10 protein-coding genes and 1 tRNA gene are annotated in these 13170 nt (G+C 70.6%); 8 read left to right on the top strand and 3 right to left on the bottom strand.

Annotated features, from left to right (window positions below):
- Positions 1–63 precede the first annotated feature (63 nt).
- Together CRP52_RS24475 and CRP52_RS24470 are read left to right on the top strand one after the other, a co-directional pair.
- A tRNA-Leu gene (locus CRP52_RS24475) sits at positions 64–149 on the top strand.
- 101 nt (positions 150–250) lie between these two features.
- Positions 251–1039, top strand: a complete 789-nt coding sequence (locus CRP52_RS24470; protein ID WP_097238355.1) for a helix-turn-helix domain-containing protein — start codon at positions 251–253, stop codon at positions 1037–1039.
- 41 nt (positions 1040–1080) lie between these two features.
- Here the strand turns inward: CRP52_RS24470 and pyk are convergent, their stop codons facing one another.
- Complete coding sequence (pyk, locus tag CRP52_RS24465) at positions 1081–2511, bottom strand: pyruvate kinase (RefSeq protein ID WP_097238354.1); 1431 nt, start codon at positions 2509–2511, stop codon at positions 1081–1083.
- Positions 2512–2791: 280 nt separating this feature from the next.
- Between pyk and CRP52_RS24460 the strand changes: the two genes are divergently transcribed.
- The 6 genes from CRP52_RS24460 (at position 2792) to CRP52_RS24430 (ending at position 10568) form a co-directional block, all read left to right on the top strand.
- Positions 2792–3877 carry a substrate-binding domain-containing protein gene (locus CRP52_RS24460; RefSeq protein WP_143685818.1) on the top strand — a complete coding sequence of 362 codons (1086 nt, stop codon included), beginning with the start codon at positions 2792–2794 and terminating at the stop codon, positions 3875–3877.
- Positions 3877–5529: a vWA domain-containing protein gene (locus CRP52_RS24455; RefSeq protein WP_097238352.1), complete on the top strand. Its 1653-nt coding sequence runs from the start codon at positions 3877–3879 to the stop codon at positions 5527–5529. The genes CRP52_RS24460 and CRP52_RS24455 overlap by 1 nt, the downstream gene beginning before the upstream one ends.
- On the top strand, positions 5516–6127 hold the full coding sequence (locus tag CRP52_RS38450; RefSeq protein ID WP_179852908.1) for a hypothetical protein: 612 nt from the start codon (positions 5516–5518) through the stop codon (positions 6125–6127). Before CRP52_RS24455 ends, CRP52_RS38450 begins: the two co-directional genes overlap by 14 nt.
- Before the next feature lie 266 nt (positions 6128–6393).
- Positions 6394–8229, top strand: a complete 1836-nt coding sequence (locus tag CRP52_RS24440; RefSeq protein WP_097238351.1) for a bifunctional metallophosphatase/5'-nucleotidase — start codon at positions 6394–6396, stop codon at positions 8227–8229.
- A gap of 405 nt (positions 8230–8634) precedes the next feature.
- Positions 8635–9561: an NADP-dependent oxidoreductase gene (locus tag CRP52_RS24435; RefSeq protein WP_097238350.1), complete on the top strand. Its 927-nt coding sequence runs from the start codon at positions 8635–8637 to the stop codon at positions 9559–9561.
- 62 nt (positions 9562–9623) lie between these two features.
- Complete coding sequence (locus CRP52_RS24430) at positions 9624–10568, top strand: AraC family transcriptional regulator (RefSeq protein ID WP_097238349.1); 945 nt, start codon at positions 9624–9626, stop codon at positions 10566–10568.
- A 28-nt stretch (positions 10569–10596) separates the two neighbouring features.
- On the opposite strand, the gene CRP52_RS24425 is transcribed toward CRP52_RS24430, so the two are convergent.
- Entirely contained in the window at positions 10597–12054 is a 1458-nt protein-coding gene (locus CRP52_RS24425; RefSeq protein WP_097238348.1) for an aldehyde dehydrogenase family protein, read from the bottom strand.
- Positions 12055–12117: 63 nt separating this feature from the next.
- A complete protein-coding gene (locus CRP52_RS24420) occupies positions 12118–12984 on the bottom strand; it encodes a helix-turn-helix domain-containing protein (protein WP_097238347.1) in 867 nt (288 codons plus the stop codon).
- Between the last annotated feature and the right edge of the window lie 186 nt (positions 12985–13170).

Below are 13170 nucleotides of genomic sequence, written 5' to 3'. Positions count from 1 at the left end.
TGCACGAGGGTACCTAGCTGCGCTGAACGGCGCGCACAGGGTATCCTTCACGGGCGCGAACTTGCCGGGTTGGTGGAAGGGCAGACACGATCGCCTCAAAAGCGATTGCCTGAAAGGGCGTGTGGGTTCGAATCCCACACTCGGCACCAGAATCTTCCTTATATTCCCAGGTTGCAGGAAATTCACCTCATCTAGTGGATGGCATCCAAATCATCCACCACTCGGCCTGACGCAGCCCAATCTGACGCACATGACCAGTGTCTCCGTGCGCGAACAAGCCGTCCACCTCCTTCGTCGAGGTATCAGCAATGCCGAGGTGGCCCGCCGCCTCGGGGTCCCGAAAGGCACGGTCTCATGGTGGAAGCACCGGGACCTCGCCAAGCGCAACAAGCTCCCCGGCCGCAAGCGCTCCACCTGCCCGCACTGCTACGGCAGCCAGTTGAACCGCCCCGCGTACGCATACCTCCTGGGACTCTATCTGGGCGACGGCCACATCCTGCTGCCCAATGAGTACCGCAGGACCCAAAGCCTCCAGATCACGTGCGACGACAAGTGGCCTGGCGTCATGGAATCCGTCGAACAGGCCATGCGGCAGGTCCTCCCCAACAACACGCCATGCCAGGTCCGACGCACCGGGTGCCATGACGTCAAGATCTACTCGAACCACCTGACCTGCCACTTCCCCCAGCACGGCCCGGGCAAGAAGCACGAGCGCACCATAGCCCTGGAGCCCTGGCAGCAGGAGATCGTGGACGCCCATCCCTGGGAGTTCCTGCGCGGCCTGATCCACTCCGACGGCTGCCGCATCACCAACTGGGCGACCCGCACCGTCGGTGGCGTCACGAAGCGCTACGAGTACCCGCGTTACTTTTTCACCAACACCTCGACCGACATCATCGGCCTCTTCACCGCCACCCTCGACGCCGTCGGTGTCCGGTGGAAGGCTTCGATCCCGCGCCCTACCGGTCAGGTCAACATCTCCGTCGCCCGTAAGGACTCCGTCGCCCTCATGGACGCCCACATCGGCCCGAAGTACTGACCGCGGCGCGACCCCGCCGGGGTCGCGCCGCCGATGGGACCTCAGACGTCCAGCGTCCCCACGTGGTGGACGCGGACGAGGTTGGTGGAGCCGGCGAGGCCGGGCGGGGATCCGGCCGTGATGATGACGATGTCGCCCTTCTGGCAGCGGCCCAGGGAGAGCAGCGCAGCGTCGACCTGTTCGACCATCTGGTCCGTCGTGGAGGCGAAGGGGCCGAGGAAGGTCTCCACGCCCCAGGTGAGGGCGAGTTGGCTGCGCACGGCGGGCTCGTAGGTGAAGGCGAGCACCGGGATGGGTGAGCGGTAGCGGGTCAACCGGCGGGCGGTGTCGCCGGATTGGGTGAAGGCGATGAGGTACTTGGCGTGCAGGAAGTCGCCGATCTCGGCGGCCGCGCGGGCGACGGCGCCGCCCTGGGTGCGCGGCTTGCTGCCGGTAGTCAGCGGGGGCAGCCCCGCAGCCAGGATGTCGTTCTCGGCGGCTTCGATGATCCGGCCCATGGTCTTGACCGTCTCGACGGGGTACTTGCCGACGGAGGTCTCCCCGGAGAGCATCACCGCGTCCGTGCCGTCCAGCACCGCGTTGGCGACGTCGGAGGCCTCGGCCCGCGTCGGCCGGGAGGCGTTGATCATCGAGTCGAGCATCTGGGTGGCGACGATGACCGGCTTGGCGTTGCGCCGGGCGAGCTTGATGGCGCGCTTCTGGACGAGCGGGACCTGTTCGAGGGGCATCTCCACGCCCAGGTCGCCGCGGGCCACCATGATGCCGTCGAAGGCGTCGACGACGGATTCGAGGTTCTCCACCGCCTGCGGCTTCTCGATCTTGGCGATGACGGGGACGTACCGCCCTTCCTCCGCCATGATCCGGTGGACGTCCTCGATGTCGCGCCCGCTGCGGACGAAGGAGAGCGCGATGAGGTCGGCGCCGGTGCGCAGCGCCCACCGCAGGTCGGCGACGTCCTTGTCGCTGAGTGCGGGGACGGAGACGGCGACGCCGGGGAGGTTGAGGCCCTTGTGGTCGGAGACCAGGCCGCCTTCGATGACGAGGCACCGTACGCGTGGTCCGTCGACGGAGAGGACTTCGAGGGTGACGCGGCCGTCGTCGACGAGGATGCGTTCGCCGCGGCTGACGTCGCCGGCGAGTCCGGTGTAGGTGGTTCCGCAGGTGTCCTTGTCCCCCACGACGCCGTTGTCGGTGGAGATGGTGAACTCGTCGCCGCGTTCGAGAAGTACGGGCCCGTGGGCGAAGGTGTCGAGGCGGATCTTCGGGCCTTGAAGGTCGGCGAGGACGCCGACGCTGCGGCCGGTCTCGTCGGAGGCTTTGCGGACGCGGCGGTAGCGTTCTTCGTGTTCGGCGTGGGTGCCGTGGCTGAGGTTGAATCGGGCGATGTCCATCCCGGCGTCGACCAGGGATTTGATCTGGTCGTACGAGTCGGTGGCGGGCCCGAGGGTACAGACGATTTTTGCTCGGCGCATACTGCTGAGGGTAGGCATTACCGGCGCGTAACCTCGACGCGGGTCCGGACTGCGGGATGACCTTTGCCGTAAGGGTAGTTGAACAATCTGACACATCCTCGGACCGGTGTGCGAGCGCCGCCCGGAGTCCGGCGTCCGGCATCCCTCCGATGCGATTCCGTGAAGGGGTGTTCACCCCTGGTTCACCGTCAATTCCGTTGCCGCTCCCCGCCCGGCGGGACGCTCGTCACCCCCGGGTAACCACCCGGACGAAGGAGCGGTCGAGGGGGAGGCGTTCGGCGTGAAACGGGTGCTGGGGGTGGTGGCGGCCTTGGCCCTGCTGGGCTGGGTGGCGTACGCGCTGATCCCCGAGGACAGGGGGGCCGGTGTGGTCACGGTCTCCGGCCTGATCGGTTCGGAGAAGCGCGACTTCTTCGACAATCCGGACGTGAAGGCGGAGTTGAGGAAGCGGGGCCTGGAGGTCAGGGCGGACTCGACCGGTTCCTGGACGATGAGCGAGCAGGCGAAGAACACCAAGGGGCTGGATTTCGCGTTCCCGGCGAGTGCGGCGCCGGCTCGGGACATCCAGCGCAACTGGGAGTTGAAGGATTCGCCGCTGGTGCCGTTCTACTCGCCGCTGGTGATCGTGACGCACGAGCCGGCGGCCCAGGTCCTGCGGCAGAACCAGCTGGCGGACGTGGACGAGAAGAGCGGCGTCTGGACGTTCCGGATGGACAGGTACGTGGAGGCGCTGCGGGGCGGCCGGAAGTGGAAGGACCTGAAGGGCGCCGCGGAGTACCCGGAGCTGGCCGGGATGCTGTACGTGTCGACGACGGATCCGGACAGTTCGTCCTCGGGTGCGATGTACCTGGCGCTGCTGGCGTACGTGGCGAACGGCAACCAGGTGGTGTCGGACGACGCCGGGGTGAACGCCGTCCGGGACGTCCTGGCCACGGCGAACAGGCTGCAGGGCATGCAGAAGATCAGCAGTGACGAGCCGTTCCGGGACTTCTTCGCGGGGGTGGGCACGCTGGTCCTGGCGTACGAGTCGCAGGCTGCGGCGCTGCCGCTGCAGGGGAAGTCCACCGGGGACATGGTGGTGATGTACCCGGACACCACGGTGCAGTCGGACCACACCCTGGTGGCCCGGACGGACGGCGGCCGCAAGTTGGCCGACGTGCTGGAGAACGACGGGGTGCTGCGCGGTCTGGAGGCCCGGTTCGGGCTGCGCCCGCAGGAGGACCAGGAGGCGTTCTGGAGTCTGGTGAAGGGCTTCAAGAAGCCGTCCTTCGCGCACGACCTGCGCAGCTCCGGGTACAAGCAGGCCACGCTGCCGTCGCTGGACAACCTGCAGAAGCTGACCAACGCGGCGAAGGGGAACGGGTAGTGGACGTCCGTACGAAGAGCCGGGGTGGGCTGACCGCCGCCCTGGCGGCCGTGCTGGTGGCGGTGACGGCCTGCACCTCCTCGGGCGGCACGGCCGGCCCGAAGCCCTCCGACCCGCCCGCCGAGACGGCCCGCCCGGGGGTGCTGCGGGTCCTGGCCGGCAGCGAACTGCAGGACCTGGCACCGGTCCTGGACGAGGCCCGGAAGGCCACCGGGGTGACGGTGCAGTTCTCCTGGACGGGCACGCTGGACGGCGCGGACGCGGTGTCCTCGGGCCGGGCGGACGGGAAGTACGACGCGGTGTGGTTCCCGTCGAACCAGTACCTGCGGCTGGATCCGGCCGGCAAGTCCAAGGTGCTGTCGGAGACCCCGGTGATGGTCTCGCCGGTGGCGATCGGGGTGCGGTCCTCGGTGCTCGGCGAGCTGGGCTGGGGCGACGGTTCGAAGGTCACCTGGGCGCAGGTGGGCGACGCGGCCGCGGCGGGCAAGCTGACGTACGGGATGGCGGATCCCTCGCGCTCCAACTCTGGCTTCTCCACGCTGGTGGCGGTGGCGTCGGCGTTCTCCAAGGCGGACGCGGCGCTGTCGGAGGCGGACGTGCAGACGGCGACGCCGCAGTTGAAGCAGTTCTTCACCGGCCAGAAGCTGACCTCCGGTTCCTCGGGGTGGCTGGCGCAGGCGTACACCCGGGCCGAGTCGGGTGTGGTGGGTGCGCTGGTGAACTACGAGTCGGTGCTGTTGTCGCTGAACCGGACGCTGCCGGCGCAGCAGCAGTTGACGGTGGTGCGCCCGCTGGACGGCGTGGTGTCGGCGGACTATCCGCTGTCGCTGCTCGCCTCCGCAGGGCCGGACCAGCGGGACGCCTTCCAGCGGCTGACCTCGTACCTGCGCCAGGACGGGGTGCAGAAGCGCATCTCGGAGGTGACGCTGCGCCGTCCGGCGGCCGCGGGTGTGGCGCCGGCCGCCGGGTTGCCGACGGACCGCCGCCCGGAGCTGCCGTTCCCGGCAACGCGGGCGGTCGCGGACGGTCTGCTGGCCTCGTACCAGAACGACCTGCGCCGGCCGTCGCGGACGGTGTACGTGCTGGACACCTCGGGCTCGATGGAGGGTCCGCGGATCTCGGCGCTGAAGACGGCGCTGGGCCGGCTGACGGGGGCGGACGACACCCGCGGGGTGCGGCGGTTCCGCAACCGCGAGGAGGTCACCCTGCTGTCGTTCGCGTCCTCGGTGAAGTGGACGAGGACGCACCTGGTGCCGCCCACGGGCAGCCAGCCGGGGCCGCAGGCGGAGCTGGCGGCGATCAACGCCGACGTGCAGTCGCTGTCGGCGACGGGCGGTACGGCGCTGTACGACTCGTTGGAGGAGGCGTACCGGGTGATTGGGCGCCAGCAGGCGGCGGCGAACGACGACCGGTTCACCTCGATCGTGCTGATGACGGACGGGGAGAGCAACTCCGGGGCGACGGACGCCGACTTCAAGCGCTTCCACGACGGGCTGCCGGCCTGGCAGAAGTCGATCCCGGTGTTCCCGATCAAGTTCGGCGAGGCGGCGGTGGGCCAGTTGCAGGGGGTGGCGGACCTCAGCGGCGGCAAGCTGTTCGACGGTTCGGGGTCGCTGGACGGGGCGTTCGAGGAGATCCGTGGCTACCAGTGACGGGCCGCTCCGGCGGGCGCTGCGGTACCTGGAGTCGGCCAAGAACCTGGTCGGCTGTGCGGGCGGCGCGGTCGGGGTGGGGCTGCACTACGCGGGGCTCGGCGGGAACCTGTGGCCGGGGGTGGTGGTGGGCCTGTACGCGGTGGGCGCGCTGCTCGCCCCCGGCCGCAGGCCGGACCCCTCCCGGGGGCCGACGGCGCGCCCCGACCCGGGCCCGGTTGCTCAACCGACGCCGGGGGCGCTGCCGGTACCGGTACCGGCAGCGCCCCCGGCGCCCGAGCCCGAGCCTGACCCCGAGCCCGCCCCCGCCCCCGCCCCCGCCCCCGAGCCCGAACCCGACCCCGAGCTGGAGGCCCTGGCCGCCTACCTGGGCACCGTCCCGCTGCCGCCCGGCACCGGCGTGGACGACCTGCTGACGGCGCTGCGCGAGGCCGGCCCCGGCCCGGTGGCGCAGCGGATCGTCCGGGAGCGGTTGCCGGTGGCGGTGGCCGGCTACCTGCGGGCGCGGACCTGGCAGCCGTGGGCGGGCCCGGACGCGGCGGACCCGGCGGCCGAGCTGGGCCGTGAGGTGGGCCGGCTCGCCGCCGAGCTGGCCTGACCTCGGGGAACGCGCCTCCCGACGTCCGGCCACTCCCGACGCTCCTACCACCGCCGTCCCTGCCCGGGCTCGTCACGAACGAGTCGCCAAGATCTCACCTCTTGGACAGGTCCGGGGGCTATTCAGCGGCCCTGCCTGCACGGCAGACTTCTACGCGCGTCCTTCTACGCGCGTCAATGCGCGACAGGCCCAGAAGCGCGCACCCGTCATCACCGAACACCAGTTGACGGCCCATCTGCCGTCGTTCCCACCCGGGAGAGTCGTCCATGCCCCTGAACCGCCGTGACTTCGTCACCCGGTCCGCCGCCACCGCCGCCGGCGCCGCCCTGGTCAGCGGTGCCGCCGTCGCCGCCGCCCCCTCCGCCGCGGCCGCCGAGCCGGACACGGCGGCCGCCAAGGGCCCGCAGCGCAAGCCGCGCAAGCAGGCCTTCACCGTCATGGGCACCACCGACCTGCACGGCCGGGTGCTCAACTGGGACTACTTCACCGACGCCGAGTACGTCGACAAGGCCCACAACGCGGTCGGCCTGGCGAAGATCTCCACCCTGGCCAACCAGGTGCGCGAGGAGAAGGGCTGGGACCGCTGCCTGCTGATCGACTCCGGTGACATCATCCAGGGCACCCAGCTGACGTACTACTACGCCCGGATCGAGCCGATCGCCACCGACGGCGACACCGTGCCGGACCACCCGATGGCCGTCGCCATGAACCTCATGCAGTACGACGCGGCCGCGCTCGGCAACCACGAGTTCAACTACGGCATCCCGACCGTCAAGGCCTTCGAGGACCAGCTGGAGTTCCCGCTGCTGGGCGCGAACGCCCTGCACGCGAAGAACGAGAAGCCGGCCTTCCCGCCGTACGTGATCAAGGAGCTGCACCTCGGCGAGGGCAAGTCGCTGAAGGTCGGCATCCTCGGCCTGACCAACCCGGGCATCGCGATCTGGGACAAGGCCAACGTCAGCGGCAAGATGGTCTTCCCGGGCATCGTGGAGACCGCCGCCAAGTACGTGCCGCGGATGAAGGCGGCCGGCGCGGACGTCATCGTGGTCTCGGCGCACTCGGGCATCGACGAGCCGACCACCTACGGCGACCAGCTGCCCTGGCCCGAGGACGCCTCGGGCGAGATGGCGGCGACCGTCCCGGACATCGACGCGGTGCTGGTGGGCCACACCCACAAGGAGGTCCCGCAGCGCCTGATCGTCAACAAGAAGACCGGCAAGACGGTCGTGCTCTCCGAGCCGCTGTGCTGGGGCCAGCGCCTGAGCTGCTTCGACTTCGAGGTCGAGTTCGCGGACGGCGCCTGGAAGGTCACCTCGGTCTCCTCGCGGGTGCTGAACTCCAACACCGTGCCGGAGAACCCGGAGATCACCGACGCGATCACCGAGCAGCACAAGAAGGTCGTCGCGTACGTCAACCAGAACATCGGCACCAGCAAGATCGAGCTGTCGATCGCCGAGTCCCGCTTCAAGGCCACCCCGATCATCGACCTGATCGGCAGGGTCCAGGCCGACGCCGTCAAGGCGGCGCTGGCGGGCGGCCAGTACGCCAACCTGCCGGTGCTGGCCCAGGCCGCGCCGTTCAACCGCACCGCGCTGATCCCGGCCGGCCAGGTCAAGCTGCGCGACGCCGCGGGCCTGTACATCTACGAGAACACCCTGGAGGCCCGCATCCTGACGGGCGCCCAGCTCAAGGACTACCTGGAGTTCTCGGCGAAGTACTACAACCAGCTCGCCCCCGGCGCCCCGGTCGACAAGGACGCCCTGACCGGCGCCGAGACCACCCCGGACTACAACTACGACTCGGTCTACGGCCTGAGCTACGACATCGACATCGCCCAGCCGAAGGGCCAGCGGATCGTCAACCTGTCCTTCCAGGGCAAGCCGATCGACCCGGCCGCCCAGTTCGTCCTGGCCGTCAACAACTACCGCGCCAACGGCGGCGGCAACTTCCCGCACGTCGCCAACGCCAAGCTGGTCTGGTCGAACTCCGACGAGATCCGCAACACCATGATCACCTGGGTGAAGGCCAAGGGCGTCATCGACCCCGCCGACTTCTTCACCAACTCCTGGCGCCTCGTCCGCGCCGGCCAGCCGGTCTTCTGACCAGCGCCCCTCCCCCGAGGCGCCGCCGGGCCCGTCCGCCCGGCGGCGCCTCGCCACATCCGGCGCGGTGCCATCATGCCCTCATGGTCGAGCCGGACAGTCGAGTCCTCGCGTACGCACGCACCCTGACCCCGCCACCGGGCTGGAAGGTCGAGGTCTCCGGCGGCACGGTGGAGCGGAAACTTCGGCGACCGTCCCGATTCCCGCCCCCTTCGACTCCGAACCCGCCACCGACACCCTGCTCCACTACCCGGCCTGACCAACTCGGCCCCCGGGCGAGACGATCGGACATCTGGCAGAGACTGGAGGATATTCATCGGCTCGCCCGCCGTCCCTATCGTTGATCGCAGAGCGAACGGCCCCACCGGGGGCCGGGGTTGAGCGAGCTGACAGGGAGTGAGTGCGATGCGTGCGGTGGTGCAGCGGGAGGTCGGCGGGCCCGAGGTGCTGGAGGTCGCCGAGGTGGCGCGCCCCGAGCTGCTGAGCGGCGAGGTGCTGGTGCGGGTGAAGGCCGCTGGGGTGAACCCGGTGGACGTGGCGGTGCGGGCGGGCTGGTTCCCGCTGCTGGGCGAGCCGCCGTTCACGCTCGGCTGGGACGTCTCCGGGGTGGTCGAGGAGGCCGCGCCCGGGGCGCGGTACCGGGTGGGCGAGGAGGTGTACGGGATGCCGTTCTTCCCGCGCGCCGCGAACGCCTACGCCGAGTACGTGGCGGCGCCCTCGCGCCAGCTGGCCCGCAAGCCCGCCTCGATCGACCACGCGGCGGCCGCCGCCCTGCCGCTGGCCGCGCTGACCGCCTGGCAGGGCCTGGTGGACGCGGCGCGGATCGGCGAGGGACAGCGGGTGCTGGTGCACCGCGCGGCGGGCGGCGTCGGCCACTTCGCCGTGCAGATCGCCAAGGCCCGCGGCGCGTACGTGATCGCGCTGGCGAGCGAGCCCAAGCACGCCTTCCTGAAGGAGCTCGGCGCGGACGAGGTCATCGACTACCGCACCACCGACTACACCCGGGCCGTCCGGGACGTCGACGTCGTCTTCGACTCCTCCTCCGAGAACACCCGCGCCCTGGAGGTGCTGAAGCCCGGCGGCGTGCTGGTGAGCGTCATGGAGCACCACGACCGGGAGCTGGCCGCCGCGATCGAGGCCGCGGGCCGCCGCTTCGCGGGCATCTCCGTCGAGCCCGACTACGCCTCGCTGGAGGCGATCGCCGCGCTGGTGGACGAGGGCCGGATCCGCCCGCACGTCGCGCAGGCCTTCCCGCTGGCCGAGGCCGGCCGGGCGCACGAACTGGTGGCCTCCGGTACGGTCCAGGGCAAGGTCGTGCTCACCGTCGACTGAACCGGTCGAATGAACCCGGTCGAATGAGCAACGGCGTGCAAGACACCGAAGGGGGACGGGCGTTGGACATCCTGACCGAGGCACTGGGCTCGATGCGGACGGCGTACCCGTCCTCCGTCCGCACCGAGGGCCGAGCACCCTGGGCCCTGCGCCTTCCCCCGGTGCTCGGCGCCGGCTTCCACGTGGTGCTGTACGGCACCTGCTGGCTGCTCCCCCTCGGCGGCAGGGACGGCGCGCAGTCGCACGAGCCGGTGGCGCTCAGTCCGGGCGACGTCGTCTTCCTGCGGGACGGCGGCGGTCACGTCCTGGCCGACCATCCGGACACCCCGCCGGTGGACTCGCACGCCTGCCGGGTGCACGACGGCTCGCCGATCGGCACCCTCTCACTGGGCGGCGAGGGCGCCCGCACCAGTCTGCTGTGCGGCAACTACCACCTGGACCAGGGCCGCCCGCACCCGATGGTGCGCCAGCTGCCGGCCCTGATCCATCTGCCGACCCGGCACGGCCGCCACCCCGAACTGGCGGCGGCCGTCCAGCTGTTGGGCACCGAGCTGGAGAATCCGCGGATCGGCTCGGCCGGGATCGTGCCGGCCCTGATCGACTCGCTGCTGCTGTACATCCTGCGGGCCTGGTTCGAGGACCAGCCCGCCGCGACGGCCGCCGGCTGGGCGGCGGCGCTGCGGGACGCCGCCGTGGCCCCGGCCCTGGCGGCGATCCACGAGGCGCCGTCCACGCCGTGGACGGTGGAGGCGCTGGCGGACCGGGCGGGGCTGTCCCGGGCCGCGTTCGCCCGCCGGTTCACCTCGATGGTGGGCGAGCCGCCGATGGCGTACCTGACCCGTTGGCGGATGACCACGGCGGCCCGGCTGCTGCGCGAGTCGGAGGCGCCGTTGACCTCGGTGGCGGCGCAGACCGGCTACGGCTCGGAGTACGCCTTCGCGAAGGCGTTCAAGCGGGAGTTCGGCCAGGCCCCCGGCGGCTACCGCCGGGAGGCCCGCGCCGCGTGAGCGCCCCGCGCCGCCTAGGCACCCGGGATCAGAACGGGAACACCGCCCGCCCGTGCTGCACCGAGATCCACTTCAGCGTGGTGAAGGCGTCCACCGTGGCTTCCCCGCCCAGCCGCCCGACGCCGGAGTTCCTCTCCCCGCCGAACGGCACGGCGGGCTCGTCCGCGATGGTCCCGCCGTTGACGTGGATCATGCCGGTCTCGATCCGCTGCGCGAACCGCACGCCGCGCTCGATGTCGGCGGTGTGGACCGCGCCGCTGAGCCCGAACGGCGTGTCGTTGGCGATCCGTACGGCCTCCTCCTCGCCGTCGAAGGGCACCAGCAGCACGACCGGGCCGAACAGTTCGCGCTGCAGGATCGGCGCGTCCTCGGCGAGGCCGGTCAGGATGGTCGGCGCCATCAGGCTCCCCGTGGTGGCGCCGCGCAGCAGGGCGGTGGCGCCGGCGGCGACCGCCTGGTCGATCTGGGTGGAGAGGGCGTCGGCCTGGACGGAGTTGATCAGCGGGCCGATGTGGGTGGCCGGGTCCTTCGGGTCGCCGACGGTGAGCGAGGCGACCTTGGCGACGAACTTCTCGGTGAACTCGGCTTCGACGCTGCGATCGACCAGGACGCGGTTGGCGGACATGCAGACCTGGCCCTGGTGGACGAAGCGGCTGAACACGGCCGCGTCCACGGCGTAGTCGAGGTCGGCGTCGTCGAGCACGATCAGGGCGCTGTTGCCGCCGAGTTCGAGGACGGACCGCTTGAAGTGCGCGGCGGCGACGGTGCCGACGTGCCGGCCGACCTTGTCGGAGCCGGTGAAGGAGATCACCTTGGGCACCGGGTGCTCGATGAAGCTGTCGCCGATCTCGGCGATGTCGGTGATCACGACGTTGAGCAGGCCGGGCGGCAGGCCCGCGTCCTCGAAGATCTTGGCGATCAGTCCGCCGCCGACGACCGGGGTCTCCTGGTGGGGCTTGAGGACGACGCCGTTGCCGAGGGCGAGAGCCGGGGCGACGGCCTTGAGCGCGAGGAACAGCGGGAAGTTGAACGGGCTGATCACGCCGACGACACCGACCGGCAGCCGGTAGAGCCGGTTCTCCTTGCCGGGCGCGGTGGAGGGCAGCAGCCGGCCCTCGGCGGCCACGGACAGGTGCAGGCACTCCCGCAGCATGTCCTTGACCAGTGAGAGTTCGAAGCCCGCCTTGAGGGCGGTACCGCCGAGTTCGGCCATGATCGCGGCGACGATCTCCGGCTCACGCTCCTCGAACAGGCGCAGTGCGCGCTCGAAGACCAGTCGCCGCTGGTAGGGGTTGGTGGCGGCCCAGGCCTTCTGGGCGTGTTCGGCGGCGCGGTAGGCGCGGTCGACCTCGGCGACGGTGGCGACGGTGATCGTGGCGAGCTTCTCGCCGGTGTAGGGGTCGACGTCGACGATGTCCCAGGAGCCGGTGCCGCTGCACCATTCGCCGTCGATGTACTGCAGCGCCAACTCGGAGAAGTACGACATCTGTTCCCTCTCATGCACCGACACGTGTGCGCCGACCTGATGGGGGATCATCGTACTGATGAATCAGAGCTCCTGGCGCACCGCTTGCAGCAACTCCCGCGTGTTCTGCGGGTCGAGGCTGTCGGCGAGCAGGTCGTCCATGGCGTGCCGGTACTCGGCGACCTCGGCGGGTTTGTCGAGGTAGAGCGCGGTGGTGAACTGTTCCAGGTAGACGACGTCGGACAGTTCGGGCTCGGCGAAGCCCAGGACGGTGAACGCGCCGCTCTCGGCGCTGAGTCCGGCGTTGCCGAGCGGCAGCACCTGGAGCCGGACGTTGGGCAGTTCGCCGAGTTCGAGCAGCCGGTCCAGCTGGCCGCGCATCAGCTCGGGTCCGCCCCAGGGGCGGCGCAGCGCGGCCTCGTCCAGGACGGCGACGAGCTGTGGTGCCTGGTCGCCGGTGAGCACGCTCTGGCGCTTGAGCCGGACGTCGACCCGGCGTTCGATCTCCTCGGCGCCGTGGTCGTGGCAGCCGGCGGTGACGACGGCGCGGGCGTAGTCGGCGGTCTGCAGCAGGCCGTGAACGAACTGGACCTCGTAGCTGTGGATCTCGGTGGCGGCTTCTTCGAGGCCGAGGTAGTTCTGGAACCAGCCGGGCAGGACGTCGCCGTACTCGTGCCACCAGGAGCTGGCGTTGGCTTCGCGGACGAGTCCGAGGACGGTGGCGCGTTCCGGTTCGGCTTCGACGCCGTAGAGGGTGAGCAGGTCGGCGACGTCGCGTTCCTTGAAGCCGACCCGGCCGAGTTCCATCCGGCTGATCTTGGATTCGGAGGCGCGGATCGAGTATCCGGCTTCTTCCCGGCTGACGCCTCGGGCCTCGCGGAGTTTGCGCAGCTGGCTGCCGAGCAGCAGGCGCCGTATCGTGGCGCCTCCGCCTGCCTGAGTCGTGCCCATCGAAGTCAACCTCCGCACTAGCGCAGCCCCCCGGCCGTCGGCGGCAGTCTGCCACCTGGCACCGACGAACAACAGCCCGTTCCGGGTGGCATTCCGGCCGCTGTGAGAAGCCTGGGCGTCCGCTGTGAGCCATCGCTCGGCATGCGAACGGCGATTCCGGGGCCGCACGCCCGGAGAACCCGGAGC

This window comes from Streptomyces sp. 1331.2, assembly GCF_900199205.1.
Taxonomy (GTDB): Bacteria; Actinomycetota; Actinomycetes; order Streptomycetales; family Streptomycetaceae; genus Kitasatospora.
Note: the sequence above shows the minus strand (reverse complement) of the source record. Positions and strands in the feature narration are given on the sequence as shown.

What these genes read in the sequence shown, in the direction of transcription:
- CRP52_RS24470 (WP_097238355.1), top strand. Translation starts at nt 251, where the DNA reads ATGACCAGTGTCTCCGTGCGCGAACAAGCCGTCCACCTCCTTCGTCGA.
- pyk (WP_097238354.1), bottom strand. Translation starts at nt 2,511, where the DNA reads ATGCGCCGAGCAAAAATCGTCTGTACCCTCGGGCCCGCCACCGACTCG.
- CRP52_RS24440 (WP_097238351.1), top strand. Translation starts at nt 6,394, where the DNA reads ATGCCCCTGAACCGCCGTGACTTCGTCACCCGGTCCGCCGCCACCGCC.
- CRP52_RS24435 (WP_097238350.1), top strand. Translation starts at nt 8,635, where the DNA reads ATGCGTGCGGTGGTGCAGCGGGAGGTCGGCGGGCCCGAGGTGCTGGAG.
- CRP52_RS24425 (WP_097238348.1), bottom strand. Translation starts at nt 12,054, where the DNA reads ATGTCGTACTTCTCCGAGTTGGCGCTGCAGTACATCGACGGCGAATGG.
- CRP52_RS24420 (WP_097238347.1), bottom strand. Translation starts at nt 12,984, where the DNA reads ATGGGCACGACTCAGGCAGGCGGAGGCGCCACGATACGGCGCCTGCTG.